The 19,175-nt window shown below is 44.8% G+C and carries 17 protein-coding genes and 3 tRNA genes; 11 read left to right on the top strand and 9 right to left on the bottom strand.

What is annotated here, in order from left to right:
* Positions 1 to 333: 333 nt before the first annotated feature.
* The 6 genes from uvrY (at position 334) to L3069_RS13960 (ending at position 3,886) form a co-directional block, all read left to right on the top strand.
* Positions 334 to 990 carry a UvrY/SirA/GacA family response regulator transcription factor gene (gene uvrY / locus L3069_RS13985; protein WP_017384478.1) on the top strand — a complete coding sequence of 219 codons (657 nt, stop codon included), beginning with the start codon at positions 334 to 336 and terminating at the stop codon, positions 988 to 990.
* On the top strand, positions 987 to 2,819 hold the full coding sequence (gene uvrC, locus L3069_RS13980; RefSeq protein ID WP_038416316.1) for an excinuclease ABC subunit UvrC: 1,833 nt from the start codon (positions 987 to 989) through the stop codon (positions 2,817 to 2,819). Before uvrY ends, uvrC begins: the two co-directional genes overlap by 4 nt.
* Positions 2,820 to 2,875: 56 nt before the next feature.
* Positions 2,876 to 3,424: a CDP-diacylglycerol--glycerol-3-phosphate 3-phosphatidyltransferase gene (gene pgsA, locus L3069_RS13975; RefSeq protein WP_003859652.1), complete on the top strand. Its 549-nt coding sequence runs from the start codon at positions 2,876 to 2,878 to the stop codon at positions 3,422 to 3,424.
* 163 nt (positions 3,425 to 3,587) lie between these two features.
* Positions 3,588 to 3,663: transfer RNA gene (locus L3069_RS13970), tRNA-Gly, on the top strand.
* 51 nt (positions 3,664 to 3,714) lie between these two features.
* Positions 3,715 to 3,788 (top strand) — tRNA-Cys (locus L3069_RS13965).
* 11 nt (positions 3,789 to 3,799) lie between these two features.
* A tRNA-Leu gene (locus L3069_RS13960) sits at positions 3,800 to 3,886 on the top strand.
* A 241-nt stretch (positions 3,887 to 4,127) separates the two neighbouring features.
* Here the strand turns inward: L3069_RS13960 and L3069_RS13955 are convergent.
* Positions 4,128 to 4,868: a hypothetical protein gene (locus L3069_RS13955; RefSeq protein ID WP_063161840.1), complete on the bottom strand. Its 741-nt coding sequence runs from the start codon at positions 4,866 to 4,868 to the stop codon at positions 4,128 to 4,130.
* Between the two features lie 80 nt (positions 4,869 to 4,948).
* On the opposite strand from L3069_RS13955, the gene L3069_RS13950 reads away from it, so the two are divergent.
* From L3069_RS13950 to L3069_RS13935, 4 genes are all read left to right on the top strand, one after another.
* Positions 4,949 to 6,151, top strand: coding sequence for a site-specific integrase (locus L3069_RS13950; protein ID WP_063161839.1), 1,203 nt, complete (start codon positions 4,949 to 4,951; stop codon positions 6,149 to 6,151).
* Positions 6,152 to 6,527: 376 nt separating this feature from the next.
* Positions 6,528 to 6,899, top strand: a complete 372-nt coding sequence (locus L3069_RS13945; RefSeq protein ID WP_232926113.1) for a hypothetical protein — start codon at positions 6,528 to 6,530, stop codon at positions 6,897 to 6,899.
* Positions 6,900 to 6,924: 25 nt separating this feature from the next.
* Positions 6,925 to 7,434: a hypothetical protein gene (locus L3069_RS13940; RefSeq protein WP_047653980.1), complete on the top strand. Its 510-nt coding sequence runs from the start codon at positions 6,925 to 6,927 to the stop codon at positions 7,432 to 7,434.
* A 93-nt stretch (positions 7,435 to 7,527) separates the two neighbouring features.
* Positions 7,528 to 7,962, top strand: coding sequence for a DUF2787 family protein (locus L3069_RS13935; RefSeq protein WP_077064134.1), 435 nt, complete (start codon positions 7,528 to 7,530; stop codon positions 7,960 to 7,962).
* Positions 7,963 to 8,699: 737 nt separating this feature from the next.
* On the opposite strand, the gene L3069_RS13930 is transcribed toward L3069_RS13935, so the two are convergent.
* Together L3069_RS13930 and L3069_RS13925 are read right to left on the bottom strand one after the other, a co-directional pair.
* Complete coding sequence (locus L3069_RS13930; protein ID WP_032255346.1) at positions 8,700 to 9,518, bottom strand: DUF726 domain-containing protein; 819 nt, start codon at positions 9,516 to 9,518, stop codon at positions 8,700 to 8,702.
* Between the two features lie 61 nt (positions 9,519 to 9,579).
* On the bottom strand, positions 9,580 to 10,482 hold the full coding sequence (locus tag L3069_RS13925; protein WP_000515818.1) for a YafY family protein: 903 nt from the start codon (positions 10,480 to 10,482) through the stop codon (positions 9,580 to 9,582).
* A 379-nt stretch (positions 10,483 to 10,861) separates the two neighbouring features.
* Between L3069_RS13925 and L3069_RS13920 the strand changes: the two genes are divergently transcribed.
* Complete coding sequence (locus tag L3069_RS13920) at positions 10,862 to 11,188, top strand: hypothetical protein (RefSeq protein ID WP_000280683.1); 327 nt, start codon at positions 10,862 to 10,864, stop codon at positions 11,186 to 11,188.
* 48 nt (positions 11,189 to 11,236) lie between these two features.
* On the opposite strand, the gene L3069_RS13915 is transcribed toward L3069_RS13920, so the two are convergent.
* The 6 genes from L3069_RS13915 to L3069_RS13890 form a co-directional block, all read right to left on the bottom strand.
* Positions 11,237 to 13,837, bottom strand: a complete 2,601-nt coding sequence (locus tag L3069_RS13915) for a hypothetical protein (protein WP_100167829.1) — start codon at positions 13,835 to 13,837, stop codon at positions 11,237 to 11,239.
* A 46-nt stretch (positions 13,838 to 13,883) separates the two neighbouring features.
* Complete coding sequence (locus L3069_RS13910) at positions 13,884 to 14,522, bottom strand: hypothetical protein (protein WP_100167830.1); 639 nt, start codon at positions 14,520 to 14,522, stop codon at positions 13,884 to 13,886.
* Positions 14,512 to 14,712: an AlpA family transcriptional regulator gene (locus tag L3069_RS13905; protein ID WP_000281555.1), complete on the bottom strand. Its 201-nt coding sequence runs from the start codon at positions 14,710 to 14,712 to the stop codon at positions 14,512 to 14,514. The genes L3069_RS13910 and L3069_RS13905 overlap by 11 nt, the downstream gene beginning before the upstream one ends.
* Before the next feature lie 142 nt (positions 14,713 to 14,854).
* Positions 14,855 to 15,991 carry a site-specific integrase gene (locus L3069_RS13900; protein WP_032636140.1) on the bottom strand — a complete coding sequence of 379 codons (1,137 nt, stop codon included), beginning with the start codon at positions 15,989 to 15,991 and terminating at the stop codon, positions 14,855 to 14,857.
* 143 nt (positions 15,992 to 16,134) lie between these two features.
* On the bottom strand, positions 16,135 to 17,265 hold the full coding sequence (locus L3069_RS13895; protein ID WP_100167831.1) for a hypothetical protein: 1,131 nt from the start codon (positions 17,263 to 17,265) through the stop codon (positions 16,135 to 16,137).
* 402 nt (positions 17,266 to 17,667) lie between these two features.
* Positions 17,668 to 18,900 carry a hypothetical protein gene (locus tag L3069_RS13890; RefSeq protein WP_047653985.1) on the bottom strand — a complete coding sequence of 411 codons (1,233 nt, stop codon included), beginning with the start codon at positions 18,898 to 18,900 and terminating at the stop codon, positions 17,668 to 17,670.
* Positions 18,901 to 19,175: the final 275 nt, after the last annotated feature.

The raw sequence follows: 19,175 nt of genomic DNA, 5'->3' as shown, positions 1-19,175 counted from the left end.
GCGGATTATGAAGGTAATCTGCCCAATATGTTAGCGACAATTAAATGTTTATCGCCGGTACGCCATCCGTTAATTGTTGTTACAAAAAAATGAGAGCATTTTTTAGTTTACGTTAACAAATGTTTTGGTGGCTTTTTGAATGCTGGTGCTAAAAAATAGCGGTAAAGCCCAGTACACATGGGTTTTCTTTCCACTTACTGTACAGCCTAATTTCCAAAAACGAGACCCGAATCGTATAGCCGATTTTTTAGCGTTTTAATCTTGCATGGAAAACCGTTAATATAAACCCAATTAGCAGTCAGTAGCGTTATCCCTATTCTGGAGACATTTCCTTTGATCAACGTCCTTCTTGTTGATGACCACGAACTGGTGCGCGCAGGGATACGACGCATTCTTGAAGATATAAAGGGTATTAAAGTAGCCGGCGAGGCGTGCTGTGGCGAAGATGCCGTCAAATGGTGTCGCGCGAACTCCGCAGACGTGGTGCTGATGGATATGAACATGCCCGGTATTGGCGGGCTTGAAGCCACGCGCAAAATCGCGCGCATGTTCGTTGATACCAAAGTCATCATGCTGACCGTCCATACCGAAAATCCGCTGCCCGCCAGGGTCATGCAGGCGGGGGCTGCGGGGTATCTCAGTAAAGGCGCTGCGCCGCAGGAAGTCGTCAATGCGATCCGCACCGTTCACGCAGGGCAGCGCTATATCGCTTCTGATATTGCTCAACAGATGGCGTTGAGTCAGATTGAACCGGAAAAAACGGAATCTCCGTTTGCCAGTTTGTCTGAGCGCGAATTGCAGATTATGCTGATGATCACTAAAGGTCAGAAGGTGAATGAGATTTCTGAGCAGTTGAATCTCAGCCCGAAAACGGTCAACAGCTATCGCTATCGGATGTTCAGTAAACTGAACATCCACGGTGATGTCGAACTGACTCACCTGGCCATTCGCCATGGTTTGTGCAATGCGGAGTCGTTAATAAGTCAGTGAGTGAAGCGTTCGATTCAAAAGCATTTCTGAAAACCGTCACCAGCCAGCCAGGCGTCTACCGGATGTATGATGCTGGCGGTACGGTTATCTATGTCGGTAAGGCGAAAGATCTGAAGAAACGCCTTTCAAGTTATTTCCGCAGCAACCTTGCCTCCCGTAAAACCGAAGCGCTGGTCGCACTTATACACAACATTGATGTCACCGTAACGCACACGGAAACGGAAGCGCTGCTCCTTGAGCACAACTACATTAAGTTGTATCAGCCGCGCTACAACGTTCTGCTGCGTGATGACAAGTCCTATCCGTTTATCTTCCTGAGCGCCGACACGCACCCGCGGCTGGCGATGCATCGTGGCGCTAAGCATGCGAAAGGTGAATATTTCGGCCCCTTCCCGAATGGTTATGCCGTGCGGGAAACGCTGGCGCTTTTGCAAAAAATCTTCCCTGTTCGCCAGTGCGAAAACAGCGTCTATCGCAACCGCTCCCGGCCATGCCTGCAATATCAGATTGGCCGCTGCCTGGGACCATGCGTTGAAGGGCTGGTGAGCGAAGAAGAGTACGCGCAGCAGGTGGAATATGTCCGCCTGTTTTTAGCCGGGAAAGACGATCAGGTGCTGACGCAACTGATTACCCGCATGGAAAAAGCCAGCGCGGCGCTGGAATTTGAGGAGGCCGCACGCATCCGCGACCAGATCCAGGCGGTGCGCAGGGTGACCGAGAAGCAGTTTGTTTCCAATACGGGCGACGACCTCGATGTCATCGGCGTTGCCTTTGACGCCGGCCTGGCCTGCGTTCACGTGCTGTTTATTCGTCAGGGCAAAGTGCTCGGCAGCCGCAGTTACTTCCCGAAAGTGCCGGGCGGGACTGAGATGGGTGAAGTGGTGGAGACCTTTGTCGGCCAGTTTTATTTGCAGGGCAGCCAGATGCGTACGCTGCCCTCGGAGATCCTGCTCGACTTCACGCTGGACGATAAAACCCTGCTGGCGGACTCACTTTCAGAGCTGGCAGGCCGCCGGGTGAATGTCCAGACGAAACCGCGCGGCGATCGTGCGCGTTATCTGAAGCTGGCGCGAACCAATGCCGCCACGGCGCTGACCACCAAACTTTCCCAGCAATCGACCGTCAGCCAACGTTTAACCGCCCTTGCTACGCTGCTCAAGCTGCCGGAAGTGAAACGCATGGAATGCTTCGACATCAGCCATACGATGGGTGAGCAGACCGTGGCGTCGTGTGTGGTCTTTGATGCCAATGGACCACTGCGGGCAGAGTATCGTCGCTATAACATCACCGGCATTACGCCCGGTGACGATTATGCCGCCATGAACCAGGTGCTGCGCCGTCGCTATGGTAAAGCGATTGAAGAGAGCAAAATCCCGGACGTTATCCTTATCGACGGCGGGAAAGGGCAGTTGGGGCAGGCGAAGGCGGTATTCGAATCGCTCGACGTGGAGTGGGATAAGAACCATCCGCTGCTGCTAGGGGTAGCGAAAGGGGCAGATCGTAAGGCTGGCCTGGAAACGCTGTTCTTTGAGCCGGAAGGCGAGGGCTTTAGCCTGCCGCCAGATTCCCCTGCACTGCACGTGATCCAGCACATCCGAGATGAGTCGCACGATCATGCCATTAGCGGACACCGCAAAAAACGGGCGAAAGTGAAAAATACCAGTACCCTTGAGACGATTGAAGGCGTCGGGCCAAAACGTCGCCAGATGCTGTTGAAGTATATGGGCGGATTGCAAGGATTACTCAACGCCAGTATGGAAGAAATTGCAAAAGTGCCGGGTATTTCGCAAGGGCTGGCAGAAAAGATCTACTACTCGTTGAAACATTGAGGGCTCTGTAGCAACATAGAGCTAAATTTTACTGACAACAGACAGTTACCGTCATCATGCGATTTAATATCCCTACGTTGCTTACTCTCTTTCGCGTTGTGCTCATTCCGTTCTTCGTCCTGGCATTTTACCTGCCGGTCGTCTGGGCGCCTTTTGCCTGTGCGCTCATTTTCCTGATTGCCGCCGTGACGGACTGGTTTGACGGTTATCTGGCGCGTCGCTGGAACCAGAGTACCCGCTTTGGCGCGTTCCTCGATCCGGTTGCGGATAAGGTGATGGTGGCAATTGCGATGGTGCTGGTGGCGGAACATTATCATACCTGGTGGGTGACGCTGCCTGCCGCGACCATGATTGGCCGTGAGATTATTATCTCTGCCCTGCGCGAGTGGATGGCGGAGCTGGGTAAACGCAGCAGCGTGGCGGTGTCCTGGATCGGTAAAGTTAAAACCACTGCGCAGATGGCGGCGCTGGTGTGGATGCTGTGGCGTCCGAATGCCTGGGTAGAGTGGGCCGGCATTGGTCTGCTGTGGGTTGCGGCGGTGCTGACATTGTGGTCAATGTTGCAATATTTGAACGCTGCGCGCGGTGATTTGCTTGAACAGTGATCGTTTCGGCTTAATTTTCAGCAAACGATCCTGAGATGCAAAAAATAACGTTGACTCATAACGTCATATCAGTAGAATGCAACGCATCGAACGGCGGCACAGTAAGCCGGACGATAATGAAATCAAGTGCTTAGCAAGTCGTTAAATAGTTACTTGATAACATGCGGGAATAGCTCAGTTGGTAGAGCACGACCTTGCCAAGGTCGGGGTCGCGAGTTCGAGTCTCGTTTCCCGCTCCAGATTAATGCATCGGCAGTTTGCGGGTGCAGGTCGAAAGACAAAAGATTTAAGGCGCGTTAGCAAAGCGGTTATGTAGCGGATTGCAAATCCGTCTAGTCCGGTTCGACTCCGGAACGCGCCTCCACTTTCTTCCCTGGCCGGATGGTGGAATCGGTAGACACAAGGGATTTAAAATCCCTCGGCGTTCGCGCTGTGTGGGTTCAAGTCCCACTCCGGCTACCATGGGAAATAGCAGAATAATCAAAGCAATAAGCAGTGTCGTGAAACCACCTACGGGTGGTTTTTTTGTGCCTGAAATTCACGCCCTGTGCATATCCTGTGCTCACGGGGTGCAATGAGCTGCAATCTCCAGCGTGGTAATACCGAATCGAACGTGTCGCCTCCAGCATAGAGAACCAGGTCGCTTTGCCTGTTTTCCGGTACTCTTCCGGGAAGGGGGCCCTGCTGAGCAAGCTGTAATGCTCTAGCCACCCTGAGTACAAAGTTGCTTAATTCGTGCAATCACCTCATTTCTGTACTTCTGGTGTCCGCGCATAGCCCTTGGATGGGCAATTCTGAAACAGATTGCATTACTTGTTTTGAACTCCCACAGCTTCCCCGGTATGACTGAAGAAGTCTCATAGCCGCCCAGCTCAGTAAGCACCTGTTTTATGATGTAGTCTGTTCTCCGGGCTCCGGATGCAAAGATGATGAAATCAGGCTCAAGGTGTTTAATTTGTACCGCCAGCAGCTTCAGCGAGGCTAATATGACTTCCTGCACTTCATTTTGAGGGCGATTGAGAGGGGTCAGTCCGTCGTAATCCCACGCCAGTAGATTGGCATACACGATAGCCTGAGGAGGAATATTAAGCTCCCGGGCCAGCCTGAAATGATATTGCGTGAAGCGGCTACGTGATTTGAGGTTGGTGGTGCCATAATTTTGTACCGGAAGATGTTTCCTGTAACGATCTACAGCCTCTTCAACCACCTGCCCGATGGTGACGTCAGGTATAAGTCCCAGCATCCGTGATATCGTATTCTTACCATTCAGCGTATTCCAGCCAGCGGTTTCACGTCCAACCAGCATGATTTTTACCGGTGAGTGCCAGTATTCTTCAAAGGGTACGGGTAAAAATACGCCTGAGTATTTATCTTCATTCAGGTTAAATGACTGGGCGTTAACTTCCTGCAATATCCGTTTGTACGCGTCTAATAGCTTTTCCATTCTTCAATCCTATCCCGTAATAAATTCACTTACAGATATATATTATTTTCATGATATCAATCAGATACATGAGGATAAATATGCAAAAATCCTTCCGATTCACCAATTCGTCCATCAAAGCCCTTCCGGCAAACACAGATACCAGATCTACAGAGCTTGAGGTATCTGATACCGAAGTTATTGGCCTCAAATGTCTCTCAGGTCGAACGGGTAACAAACGTTTCCTCCTGCGCTACACATTCCACGGTACCAAAAAAAGTATCAGTATTGGCAGATTCCCTGAAATTGATGTGGGGACAGCTCGCCAGATAGCTCGCCGTCATAAGGAGGCGATTGCACTGGGAAATGACCCCAAGGCAGTGCGCGATAATTATCGTGCGATGCCAACGCTTAGTGAGTTTTTTCACCAGACCTATGTTCCGTTCATCAAGCGCCATAAAAAGTCCTGGGATAAGGATGTTCAGCGTTTCACGCAATACATTGAACCTCGTCTGGGGAAGATACGTTACTGCGACCTTCGGGCCCGGGAGATCCAGCAGGTGCTTTTTGACATGCTTGAGGGCCGTATTCACGGCCAGCAGTATGCACCGTCTACCTGTAACAGGGCACTCGCTATTCTGAAAACCATGGGGCGTTATGCGCTACGACAGGATGTCCTGGAGAAGAATGAAGCCGATAAGATCCCTTTGCTGAAGGAGAATAATCAGCGGACGCGCTTTTTTGACGCCGATGAGATCAGAAGGATCCTCGACGCTGCGGCACGATACCCCAATAAGGCAGCCGGGGGACTGATAGCCATGCTGCTGTTAACCGGTACACGCAAATCAGAAATGCTGAATGTCATGCACAAACATATTGATCGGGATAACAGGTCGTTATTCATTCCTTATACTAAGAATGGTCGCAGCAGAACTGTGTATCTCAGTGATGTTGCATTATCCATTATTGATTCGATCCCACGGGCTGGCAGCAACCCCTATCTGTTTGCCGTAAAAGATAATGGAAAACCAATATCAGAACCCCGGTGGGCCTATGAAAAAATACTGGCAGAGTGCGGGATAGATAAAAGTGAAGTCTGTTTCCACACTACGCGCCATTCCGTCGCATCATTACTTGTCTCCAGCGGACAGTACAGTCTGTATGACGTTAAAGCCCAGCTTGCGCATGCCAGTATTCAGAGTACGGAGCGCTACGCAAAACTGACACCAGAGCGAATGCGTCAGACCGGGCAGGGTGTTACCGACCTTCTTTTACCCCCCGTAGCTACCAGTAAAGAACAGTGATTTTTGCATCTCTTAAACGTGGAGAATGATTATGCCGTTAAAGTGCCCTAAGTGCGGTAGTCGGAATACAGTCACAGAAACTGCCGGAAATATAGCAAAGGTGACTCGCGATGACCGGTTTCTGACATCGACATCCGGTTATATTAGCCCGGAGCAATTACCAGAATTGCTTAAAGAAATCATCAGGGCGATACAGCGTCTATTTGGATTCCTTAAACAGCGTGAAAGGAATAATGCGCCAGTGCTTATCTGCAAGGATTGTGGATATTATGAAAGAATTTAGATGACGCCTGAAGGCAATTCCAGATTCTTTACCCTGTCTATGTAACCCCGATACTTAAAACGTATCGGGTTTTTTGTTTATGAGGATTATTCAATGAAATTTATCTCGAGCTGGCAAGACCTGCCGTCGCTCCTTCTTCCCGATTCAGTTATGACTGTCTTGAGAAAAGAACTGATACTTCCATTTGATGATGAACTTTCCGCAATGAATTTTTGGTGCGAGGTGGGTGTAACATTAATGTACATTGAACCCGGTGATGTTCCCGAAGATATTAAACGACACGTACTGGATGTAATTCATCATTTAATTGCAAACCCTGAGTTCGTGGTCCATCTGACAGATGAATATTACTTGATGCTATCAATTACAGAAGATAATGGAAATGGTATTTATCTGCTATTTCATCCGGAATGCCCTTTGAAGGGGATTGACACATTAATGTCTATGGCGGAATCCCGTCTGTAAATCAGATTAAAACCAGGAGATGAAAATGAGAAAATCAAAGTTAGAGAAAAATAATAATGAACACGAGAAACTGGGGTTAAATAATGATTTAAGTGATATTGAAAAAGGTATCACTGAAGATGGCCAAATATTACCTGAAGAGAGTTATAAGCTGCTAATTGAATCAGGTCAGGCGGAAAAAATCAGCCCTAAAGCCAGCGGTATTCTGACATGGCAACTGGCTATGTCTGAAACGGATAATGAACTTTACCTGCGTCTCATGGCAAATGGCAGCGGTGGATTGTTCTCTAAAGACTGGGTCCCACTTTCTAAGATTGAAAGTGTACTCGAAGTTCAACCGACAACGGGCTTCACATCAGGCGTATTCAGATCATTATTTAAAGGAGCAAGTGCCAATAATGCCGGTTTCCTGGCCGCTGTTTTACGCTCACCGGATATATGTCTGCTTGAGGCGCACCCTGAGAAGTTGTTTACGCATGTTTTATATGCTGACTGGCGGGCGCGCCTTAAAACACTCGGTAAGGTTGGCGATTGAGAAAGGATTGCGAAGAATTAATTCTTTACCAGAACTGTTATACAACCAGAAACTACTACACACCTCTACTCACCTTTTACAGGAAAATCTATTATGCAAACCCAGTATGTCTTAAAACAGGCAGGATTAACGCTGCCTGTCACTAAATTATTTCAGCAGCACATCGTTACGCTTCTGGCAGAACAATCTCAGCAAACATCGGTCAGGGCAGTAGTCATTAATTTTCGTGACCCGGACTACAGTGCAGAATCCGGCGGATTTCATCCGGTTGAAATGCGGTTCATCCGTCAGGATAACGAATGGTATTTCGATTATGTCACAGACTTTAGTTACATGGGACGAGTCTACCCGGAACTGGAAAAGGAAATAGATTTTTGCTGGTCGGGTCATTACGTCTTCCATTATCTGTTTGGAGATATTTCATTGGTATCTGAGAAGAATGAACTCTGGTCCCTGTGGGAGAGTAATTTTATGGAATATCTCTCTATGGGGATTTACCGGGTAACGGTAACTGTGGAAAGTTGTTGACCCGTTATGAACAGGAAGAAAGCGGGCGGCAGAGAGGAATGGACTCTGGTCCTTATGGGAGGGTAATTTTATGGATTACCTGTCTATGGGGATTTACCGGGTAACGGTAACTGTGGAAAGTTGTTGACCTGTTATGAACAGGAAGAAAACGGGCATCTTTGTAATCCTCTTCATGCGCAGTACATCGCAGCATGATGATGATACTGGTTGTACCGGACCGTTCGCATAAACATGTGCAGACACGGGGGATCTCAGATCCCTCGTGATTTTTGCCCCCTATGGTGCATTCTCCAGTAGCAGGGTGATAACGGTTAATCCATTACCCCAACGACAGTATTACACCGGTAATAAATATTCATGAATACAGTCAGTTATGTGGGTTTTGAGGTGGACTATGTCATCGTTGACGATAACTGAAGGTTTTACAGATGTATAAAACTCGCGGTGAAAGGATCGCAGAAAGGCTGTGCTGGATATTACTACAACTGTATACCGGTAATACGGTATCGGTTAATGATATATGTCAGCGTTTCGCGGTCAGTCGCCGAACCGGACAGCGTGATTTGTTGAGAGTTGAAATTGTAACGGAAACTATTTCACCTGGAAGGGTAAGGCTGGCAAATTTGATAAGGGAACGAGTTAGACGAAATTTTTAATCGAATCCATATCAATTCTATAAAATATGAAACTTAACGGGAGTAAATATACACTCCCGTTATAATGCAACCTTTTTTTAACTACTCAAATGATATTAATTTAGGTGCGACAGTGTTTTTATGATGTGTTAAATTCGCAAGATCAATAATATCATTAAACAATTTTATGTCGTCGTCAGTGAGCTCTACGTCTGGATCAGCTAAATCGGCACAGGTAACATTTAACCAGTGTGTTAATGAATCAATCCTGTTTGAAGTAATATATTCAGTGTGACCAATATCCCACTTCCAGTTGATCACCCGAGCAGGTCTGAATCTCACCTCCCGAACCCCAATTGGCGTTACTGACTCTACGAGAGGGTATATCGTGTTAAGTACTTTATCATGTTCACTGTAGATATTTAAATGCCCCATTTTTGAACCGTAAGCCATTTTCATTATGTTCTCTGTATAACTTGTTATTGGGGTGGCTCCGGCCATAGAGATTGTTAAGAGAATATTATCATTTTTAATATAGGGTAATGTATTGTTTATTAATCGAGTCCCTAAAGAATGACCCATTATGATCACATTACGCTTTTCTTTAACGTATATCTCGTTTATTACGTGTGCTAATTTTTCTCTGTTATTAACTGCTGCTTTCGTTGCATTATACCAGGCCTGACGCGCTTTAAATGGAATGGAGATTGATGACAATAAAGGAGATGTTCTCAGGGGGAAGAGAGTATATAACCCCCACTTGTTCGCTATGTCAGAACTTAATATGGATAGTAGATTTGCCGATTCCCATTTATAGTATCTGACATCAAGGCCACACCCTGCTTTAATTCGGTTAAACCATGATATATCATTTTCGGTCAGAAACCCTGATACAACAAGAAGAACCGGGCATTTTTTCATGGTAACTCCATTTTTTAGCTTACAAAAATAGCACTCAATGAAAATTATATTATCCGTGTCATTACGGGGCGTTACTTGGCTGGGTGTAACGTTTCAGTGCGGATTGTATATCTTCAGCAAGTTGTTGACGGATTGAGGCCGGTTGTATTACTTCGACATCCGGTATCCAGTATTTCATTAAAGGCATTATCTGATCTGTGTGTGTTACACGTGATATCACCAGTAAATCGCCAGACCGGGAAGTATGAATTATTTCCTGTCCTGGCAATAGATGACGGTGGGTAAACCACGGAGCAACATGTGCGGAAACTGAAATAAGAACTTCGATAAGGTCTTCGCTATACCAGATACCATCTGTCTTTTCTATTTTTTCATTAATTTCGGGGATTATCCTGAAAGAGATATTACTCATGCAAACGTCTTTGACAGATGAGATAACAAAGCTTTTTAATGTACTGTCATGGGCGGCAGCGAGATACCACAATCCGTTATCATTAACCAGTCTGTATGGCTCAACAGCCCGAAACTCTTTATCTTTGTAATTAAAATTTACTTTCTTCTGTGACAGGATGGCATCGGATAATACATTCAGAATTGACATGAATGATCCGCAGTTTTCGTATGGACGTTGTTTTATCAGAAACGGGTTGTTTTTCGTGTTACCTAACAAAATACTCAGTAGTCTGTCATCCCAGCGAGGGAACAGCCCTTCAATACCCAGGATGCGCGTGAAATGACGTAAATCAGCATTGCTGCGTTGACCGAGAACACCGTCAGACAGGCGATAGCGACCATTTTGTCGAATCAGATTAAGATAGGACAGGCGCTGAGTAAGATCACGACGGATAGTTTTTTCGCAAACGTTAAATTCCTCAGATAACTCCCGGACGGCTAGTGACTCACCATTGTTCAGGCGAGTTAATATCAATCCGAGTCGATATCCAAGTTTATCGTGCTTACCCATTCGTTTATCCGGTTAATGCCAGCGAAGAGGATATTTTCAGCAAAGTAACGGACAGGATGAGTCCACTTTTACTGTGACGGAGAAAAAAATTAACTCATTAATTATCAATATATTAAAACATTGCTGGAATCATCGAATAAAATGTGGACTCATCCTGTCCATGTGTATTTTTACGTTCAGGGTGATAATTATTATCCTGACCTGTACATGACATGTTTTTGCTGCATATTTGACCATGCACTTTTGCCATCAAGTCGGAGAGGCAGGGGGGAACGTAAGATCCGAAGGTTAGAGAGGTTATCAGCAATTACAATGATGATTAATATTTTCATAATGTCGGAGAACATCATATTAGTTGAAATAACATAAAGGTGGTTCTATGTATTTACATATCAGAAAGTATCAACTCGTAAATGCGAGATGGCGTGATGTCATTGATCTGACAGATTATGAAGAAACAATCAGGCAGGTTGTCGGTACATTATTTGGAAATGATTTTATTGAGGTCAGCGTTGAAACAAATTGTTTTACTCTGACAGTAAACAGTACAAGCAGTAAAATACCACACGGCATACTGGTGAATATGGGGAAAAGGCTGGCGGCTAATCTCCAGAGTATCACCTGTCATGCCATGCGGATCTATCATGTAAATGGCCATCCTGACGCGCGGCAGTTATTTCACTGTTTTGATGCCGATTGCCTGTGATTAAGCCCCCAACTTCTGTTAAAGGAGTTGGGGGAGATTTAACGGTTATCAGACTGGAAGACAGAATGTCGGATATTTACGGGCTATGATATCCATCAGTGACTTCATTCGCGGTGTTACAGAACTAAATTTCATTTGGGGTATTTTTGCTCTTACCGCATTTTTTACATCAGTCACCGTTACTGAATAGCCTTCTGACGTCAGCCATTCAGCAACCTCTTTACAGGAATAACTTTTTTTATCTTTCAGCATAAGCCCCCATTGGCACTGAGTCAGCGCCCGGAGAAATAGTCTGACTAAAATATCATCACTACGTTTGCTTCCGACTTTTAGTTTCATATCAGAAAACACCGTCCGGCAATAGAGAAAATCACACCAGTCATCCCAGTCAGCCAGGGTCTTCAGTGTATGCGTTTGCCGCCAGTCGTCGAAAAGGGAGCGTTGCTGCAGAGCCTCTTCCATATTATCCCACGGGCGGGAAAACATCAGTAGATGCCCTTCATTCATGGCGGGCTGTACGGGCTGGCGTTTGAAATCGAATTCCAGATTAAGACGGATATCCTGTTCCCGGGATACCAGATCGCTTTCCGACAGCCACATCTCACGCGTTGATATCAACGTACTTCGGGATAACGTCTGACCGGGTAAACGATTAAGGTAAAGATCTACCATATAGTCGTTATAGTCACTGCGTGGAATATCGGCAGGAGGTTTAACGCCAGCCCTGGCATGAACAACCGGTTTTCCCTGAATAGCTCTATAGGTTAACTGCCCCCGGGTTTTCATGGCGATAAGCTGGCTGACCTCATGCTTACATGTCAACATTGATGAACCCGGATCAACAATATCGCACAGCGACTGGAAGCGGGAAGACAGTGGACCGCTCATGTTTATCTTGTTAAGTGGGCAATTTGTCAAAAAGCCATCGGTTGTGACGCTGACAACCGATGAATCAGAAGGCAAAGCATTCATGAGTTCCCCGACAACGGCGCGGATAAATCCCGTCACATGCGCAGCAAAGAATGGCTGAGTAACCGATGATGGTGGGAGGGATCTGTTTAATCCACGGGCAGTATCAAAGGCGGTTTTGGCGCGAAGGCCCTGAGCAAGTTTGCCATAAAGCGAGTTGCCAATTTCTTTCCAGAATTTCTCCTCCAGAGAACCTTTAATATGGCGATTACGGTTCTCACGGACCTGTTGAACAAAGGGAAGAAACACCGATGTTGATTCGCTGTTATGTGGGGAGGTGTCACAGATCCAGGGGACGATGATCCCATTATGGATCGTCATCTCTGCCCCGAGCGACAGAGCAAGTTCGATTTCAGGTGCCGTTGCCCATGATTCGCCACTTAATGGAAAGAATAACCCATATTGATCGGTCCGAACCGGCAGGCTGGGATAGGGAACTGATTCCGGGAACCGAAATGTGACAAGCGCAAATCCCATCACATGCCCACAGTAATCGTCCGGATTTTTACTGAGGCGGATGTTTCCGTAATCGGGTGTGAGGATATCTAATAGCCCGGTGGTATACGCTCCAGCCAGATCGTAGTCATACCAGTGATCAGACGGTGTAACCCCCATCATAAAACACTCATTGCGTCCGCCGTGGTAACAGTTGATCGGGAACGTTTCAAACAACTCTCTTGAAGGAACACTGGCGGGGTTTTTAATCGTCCGGAATGCCTGTTTCTCCGTGAGCCAGAGTTCACGGGTTTTAATGTGTGTCCCAAGGCAGACTTCAGGAGATATATTGTTTTCTTTAAGTGTTTTGGTGAACCGTGAAACTGCCATCGCCCCGATGGTGGCGGGGACACGATCAATCATCAGCTCCCGGGCGCAAAAATTGCGAACCTGTAAAGCATAACGAACCGCAATCTCGGCATCCCGCAGAGCATAGGCTTCAAACCCTGCTCTGTCGCCCAGAAGATATTCACGCATATTGGTTATGGAATAAGGGGCAGGAATGGTGAGTTTGGGAAGACCCAGTAATTCACCACATTCAGCCAGACCCATATCCCCGGGAGTGATAAGCAGTGTATCGATGAAAGCTACGTTACTGCAACGCGGAGGGGAAGTTCGTTTGTCAAACATTATCTGTTCAGTCTTTACGCGACGTTCCTGCTGTTCATCAAAATCGATACCGTAACGATTTTTGAAGCTGCTGACAGTACCGCGTATTCCTTTCAGAAGAATTTTGTAGTCTGACCAGAAATTGGCAAAGGAGGCGATATCCGCACGAATGAAATGCGCATATATATTAATAATACCGGGCCATTTTGTAATCACACCCGTTTCAAGAAGCGGTGTAATCGTTTGACAGAGAAATTCCTTAAAAGACAGCCGGGATTTTTTCTGTGAGTCAGGTGGATAGATAATGTTCGATATACCTGTATTTTCGGGTAAGACAACATAACTCTGATATGACAGAATATCATTCTGTTGTGTTTCAGGATTGAAAACATATTCGGTATCAAAACCGATATGGAGTGTCAGGTCACTTGAAATAACAGATACTTTTTCTGATGCAGGTGGTATCACAGGATAATCATCAAGCGTTTTAGGTCTTTTAAGATTGAGCGCTGGCTCTGAAGTCACGGACTGATACCCCGAGGCGGCAGCGAGGATATCCTGCAAATTATGGCTCATAGTTAACTCCGAAAAAATGCCGGGAGCTGTGTCCCGGCATAAAGAATCAAGATTTAATAACATTTACTACAGATTTGAAAATATCGGTTTTGCGTGATTCATCATCTGCATGGATAAATGAAACGAGGTTCCTGCCTGCTTTAATCAGGATACCACGTTGCGTCTTTTCCACAGACGGGGTAACGTGTGCAGATAACAGACAATGTTCATGTAAATGAAGAAACTTTTTTGAGGCGTAGCCGCCATGTAATCGGGCTTGAATGTCAAGATACATATCATCAAGAGAACCGGGTTCTCCTGATTCACTCAATACCGGATAGCCCTTCTTATCAAAAAGGCTGAGGATAGATTTACCATCATGTTCGAACAAGGTAACACCGTAAATGTATTTCATTCGAAAGGTGAGGTAATCGGTGGTGTAGACCTCCTCCTGACGATTGAAATTTTTGAGACGCCTGGCTAATTCATTAAAAACAGCACGAGCAGTAGCCGTGTCCTGCAGGGTGTAGGTATAAAGTACGAAGCCATCTGTGCCGATGAGCTTTACTAAGTTACCCATAATCGTGATAGCGAGAACTAATGCAAAGGACAGATATTTTTCATCGTTGTCTACAGCTGTGTTTGCTGCTTCAGGAAGAATGTTCAGTGCATTATTAGCATTATTTGCTGTGTTCTTAGTAACCATTTATATCACCTTTAAGTTTGTTTTGACGATGTGCATTTTCCCACTCAACAATATCATCAAGAGAGAATCGTATAGCCCGCCCAATTCTGATGAAGGGCGGGAGTTTTCCTGGGTTGCGCGATATATCTGACGCAACCGTGGATGCGGAAAGATTAAATCTTTCTGCAAACTGCTTAATGGTTAAATACATAAACCTCCGGTTTTAGAGAAGAAGAAGCCACGCGGATTTAATATCAATCCACATTCTTTGATGACTTAATGCAGGGCCCTGCAGAAGCATGCAATGACAATACCGTCCTTAAACGAGTGTTGCATCAATCACGAATCACAGATCATAGGTTCATTTTTGTGTCATAACTTTCTATGACCTGAGAAACCACTGCGTGTGATGTCGCTGCATTGTGAAAAGCGTAGCGACGGGTCGCCGTGAGTGAATGGTGATTTAGCAGATGGGAAGCGATTGCAATATCCCCGGTCGCCTGTAGTACCCGGGTGGCAAAGGTACGGCGCAGGTCATGCATCCGCAGGTTATCAATGTTGGCATCCCGACAAATACGGGCAAAGGTTGCACGCGGATATGCCAGAGGGCGGGCATTGTCGGTTAGTTGTGGAAAAATGTAAGTTTTGCTGAGCATCAGGTCCTGCTGGCACTGGACAACTGCAATGGCTGGAGGTGCAAGTGGGCAGGTGAAAGGGTGTCCGGACTTTGTATCAGGCAGTATGAGTTGATGCATATCCGGGTGCCAGTACTCCCATTTCAGGGTACATACCTCACCAATACGCATCCCCGTATAAAGAGCAAGCAATATAGAATCAGCTGCCGGTGTTTGCAGCGCTGTTGCCGCGTCAATAAAGCGCGGGATTTCTGTCGCTGATAGTGTGCGATAGCGAATGTTATTTTCTTTCAGATAGCGGACATGTGACATCGGGGAATGTGTGATCCATCCAGCACGTACTGCCAGAGAGCATATTTTGGACAATATTGCGAGGATACGGTTTACTGTTGACGGACGTAATTTTTCCCGTAAGCCAGCAGCATATTGTTCTAGTTCTCCTGCCGTGATGTCGCGAAGTTGCCGCTTGCCCCAGAACGGGCGAACGTAGAGGTTGAGTTTTGACAACTCTGACTGAGGACTCTTTTTATACAACTGCAAATCCGGTAGCCACAGGTCATTGATGGCCTGTTCCACAGTGAATCGACGGGACTGAACCGCAAGACGATTTTTATCAGCAAGCAGTTTCATCACATGCTGACGGGCATCCTCAACGCAGAGCTGAGGGAACTGACCCAGGGTTTCATATATACGCTGATTGTTTATAGTGGCACGGAAGGCCAGCGTGATCCGATTGGGATACACCAGAGCACGCAGGTTTTGGCAGTGAATATCACGGTATTCCTGACAACCCGTGAGGGGATGTGGAAGTTGGTGAATTGATTTGTTGCTGAAACGCAGATCCAGAATAGGCATCGTATTTCTCCTGTAAATGACACTGGAAAAATACGATGTGAGGTTATAGTCTGCCAGTTACAGCTTTCACAGTTCATCAGGTGAAAAAACGCAGATTCAGATATAATGGCAACACAATTCCATGTCGCCATTATATTAAGAAACTACAGTTTCATGATCTTGTTCGCTATTTTTTCGAAGTAAACCTCATTCTTAAGAAGAGTTATATTGTTTGTTTGAACACCCAGACCACTGGAGGTTGACTGGAAGTTGAGTGAACCACTTATCACTGTGGATTTTCCTGATAAAAAGGAAATCAACTCCTTGGAAGATGGTGCCCACTCAGGGTTTAAGAGTAATGCAATATAGATATATGTCTTACGAAGCAATTGTTCGATATCTTTTTTATGCCCTGTAGTGTTTTGCTTACCTTTAATGCAAATAGATTTGATTATGAACTCATCAGGGCTGGTTAAAGGCGTTTTAAACTTATTCAGTGATCCATCGTTATGAATGACTTCATAAGGCAGCATAGATAAAATGATCAATGCAATCATTTTAGGATGATAAAGGTAGTTATCACGAATGATTTTTCCTGCCTTCATTGTATTGAGCGTTGTTTGAATAAATACAAAAAGATATTCAGAGCAAAAGTAACAAAACACAACCCAGGATAGGTCAATGGCTGGAATGTTAATATCCTTAGGTAGTTTGTTTAGCCAGTATTCAGACTTCAAAAAGGTACTGATTTCAACAGTATATTCATTCATTTTTGCGCTGAAATCAAGCATTGCTACTTGACCTGATTGTTCCGTAACTGTGTGGTCTATAAATGTTAGTGTATTGCACATTTTATCCAGCGTGTTTTGAAAACAAGAAAGGAGTTCGGCATTATTATTACCATTAACCGCAGATGAAAGTTCAGTTGCAATAAATGCATCCAGTAGCATACAGATTTTTTTCGGAATGACATTTTTACGGGATTGCTGTGAATAGAAATATACTGCCAGTAAATTAAAGGCAGTGCACTCCTTTTTTAACCATTGTTCGAGCACTGGGACGTGCTGAAAAAAATTGATATGCTTAGCAGTAGATGCTGATGGAGATAGTACATGAAGAATATCTACAGCAGGCTTCATTTGCAATATTTGATCGGATTCGGTAGTCGTCATTAGTTCCAGTAATTGCTGTTCAGAAAATAGTTTAGACAGGTGATCAATGTCTTTTTGGTATTGGTTAAGTTTTTTTAAATTCCCCGGTACACGGGTTACATTGTTTTTCATTTTCTCGAACATAATTTTATCCTCGTTTGAATTAATACACTGATTTAAAAAGTAGCATGTCGTGTTAGCGAGGTAATCCTAAAACATGAATGGCAGCAGGGGCAAGCTTGAATCTGCGTAAGGATATGGCTTGAATTTAATGGTGTAATCAGTGAGTTAGAGGCTTATAGCTATTTAAATACAATAAGTTATGACGGTGTGTGGCGGGTGTAAATCGGTTAGTTTTTATGGTTAAAATATGAGCGCTATGAGGTTTCAGAGATGGTGGTGTTTAAATTACATAAAACCAAGGCCTGATAATCAGTATCAATACCGGAACGATGTCATATGATTAACACTGTCTATGGCATTGATAATGATCTATGCAAGGCTGAAATTAGCTCTGCTTCACAATGATATAGTGTTCTCTAAAGATTAAAAGGAAATAAACAGAGCCTTTCGCCGATGAATCAATGTGCTGATTTCCCTCAAATCAGCCTCAATACTACCAACATCACCAAAGACTTCACCTCTAATCTCACTTCGATTTTTCATGAAATTGGTGCTTAATAAGCTTTCTTTTTTTAATGCCATTAATTTTGGTTTTATATCGTTATAGAAGTGCTTATGGCTTACCCTGATGTTATGAATCGAGTAGTAAACTGTTTTATACATCAAAAATATAAGTAACTGGCCGAGAAGATATTCTTTTTCAATGTATTTATATTGAGAGGATTTTTCGCGTTTCGCCAGGTAGAAAACATGAGGTGCGATGATGGTGGGGATAAAATCCAGTGCTGGAGAGGTTTTGGTTTTTTCTGTTTCTCTTCCGGATTGAAGATGTTGAAGTACAGAGTATGCAATGCTTAATATTATGGCATTGCTTATATTATTAATTTCAGTTGGGTAAATATGCAGGTTGCTTATCAATTCTGAAAGGCAAAGTAAAACACCAGTGATGTTGGGTTTTCTGCCGGAGATTGTGGTGCTGTTGAAAATGTGACGATTCTTACGACTTATATTGACAAGTTTATGAGTGCAGAACTCTATATGTTCGACGATTTTATCTTGACTATTTTTAATGTATTTTGAAATGTTAGTGATCCGGCCATTCAACGTTAGTTCATCAAGCAATATATCATTTTTAATATTGCGAATTTCATCGCAATGTTCACATTGAGAAACTATCTCATGTAATACATAACTCGAAGTATTGCGTGACGATGCTGATATGTAATCTAAAATGGAATGCTCGACTTTGATTTTTTGTTTGTATTTTTTAATGCACTGTTTGATTGTTTTTTGTAGAGTATTTGAGATGTGTTTTTTATATTCTTTTAGAAAATCTTGCTCTAAAAAGAGTGAGGAGAAGATCAACTGCTGGCGAGATAATTTAATCTCAGGCTTGATCAATTTAATCCGAAAAACTCTTCCCTCCAACTCATAGCTGAACATGGAAGATAAGTCATAGTGGGGTGATAAATGTTCGAGTAACGACATTCGTGTATTCATTAGCCGCTTGAATTTATGGTCAGCATACATAAGTGTTTTTTTTATTTGCTCATCATAAAGTGGGCCGATAGCGCAGTTGGCAATACTCATTCTATCCGGAGACCTCCAGTCAGCAGGGGAATCACATTGACGGTCATCATTACTATCAAAGGGCATCAACGTTGCCGATTATGGATGATGTCAGCTTCACACACCAGAACGGGTGATATATGGATCATCATTACCCCAACGGCAGTTTTACACCATGGCTAATATGGATGCTATCTTACTAAGATAATTGGTTTTTAGCGAGTGACGAGCCAGGTTGTGTCAGTCTGTCTCATGTCGATATTACGGGGATGATGCAAACCTGAATGCTGCGATATTGGCGTGTCAGGGGAGGCATCTTACGGTATCATTTACCGCAATTTTTAAGATGCAAAGCCCTGCAT

The organism is Enterobacter cloacae complex sp. ECL411 (assembly GCF_021869665.1).
In the GTDB taxonomy this organism is placed as follows: Bacteria; Pseudomonadota; Gammaproteobacteria; order Enterobacterales; family Enterobacteriaceae; genus Enterobacter; species Enterobacter intestinihominis.
The sequence above is the reverse complement of the archived record's forward strand: the minus strand, read 5'-3'. Positions and strand labels throughout refer to the sequence as shown.

Coding starts and splice junctions, on each gene's coding strand:
- L3069_RS13940 (WP_047653980.1), top strand. CDS start 6,925: ATGAGAAAATCAAAGTTAGAGAAAAATAATAATGAACACGAGAAACTG.
- L3069_RS13950 (WP_063161839.1), top strand. CDS start 4,949: ATGCAAAAATCCTTCCGATTCACCAATTCGTCCATCAAAGCCCTTCCG.
- L3069_RS13890 (WP_047653985.1), bottom strand. CDS start 18,900: ATGCCCTTTGATAGTAATGATGACCGTCAATGTGATTCCCCTGCTGAC.
- L3069_RS13905 (WP_000281555.1), bottom strand. CDS start 14,712: ATGTATTTAACCATTAAGCAGTTTGCAGAAAGATTTAATCTTTCCGCA.
- L3069_RS13910 (WP_100167830.1), bottom strand. CDS start 14,522: ATGGTTACTAAGAACACAGCAAATAATGCTAATAATGCACTGAACATT.
- L3069_RS13930 (WP_032255346.1), bottom strand. CDS start 9,518: ATGAAAAAATGCCCGGTTCTTCTTGTTGTATCAGGGTTTCTGACCGAA.
- L3069_RS13935 (WP_077064134.1), top strand. CDS start 7,528: ATGCAAACCCAGTATGTCTTAAAACAGGCAGGATTAACGCTGCCTGTC.
- pgsA (WP_003859652.1), top strand. CDS start 2,876: ATGCGATTTAATATCCCTACGTTGCTTACTCTCTTTCGCGTTGTGCTC.
- L3069_RS13925 (WP_000515818.1), bottom strand. CDS start 10,482: ATGGGTAAGCACGATAAACTTGGATATCGACTCGGATTGATATTAACT.
- L3069_RS13900 (WP_032636140.1), bottom strand. CDS start 15,991: ATGCCTATTCTGGATCTGCGTTTCAGCAACAAATCAATTCACCAACTT.
- L3069_RS13955 (WP_063161840.1), bottom strand. CDS start 4,868: ATGGAAAAGCTATTAGACGCGTACAAACGGATATTGCAGGAAGTTAAC.
- L3069_RS13945 (WP_232926113.1), top strand. CDS start 6,528: ATGAAATTTATCTCGAGCTGGCAAGACCTGCCGTCGCTCCTTCTTCCC.
- L3069_RS13915 (WP_100167829.1), bottom strand. CDS start 13,837: ATGAGCCATAATTTGCAGGATATCCTCGCTGCCGCCTCGGGGTATCAG.
- L3069_RS13895 (WP_100167831.1), bottom strand. CDS start 17,265: ATGTTCGAGAAAATGAAAAACAATGTAACCCGTGTACCGGGGAATTTA.
- L3069_RS13920 (WP_000280683.1), top strand. CDS start 10,862: ATGTATTTACATATCAGAAAGTATCAACTCGTAAATGCGAGATGGCGT.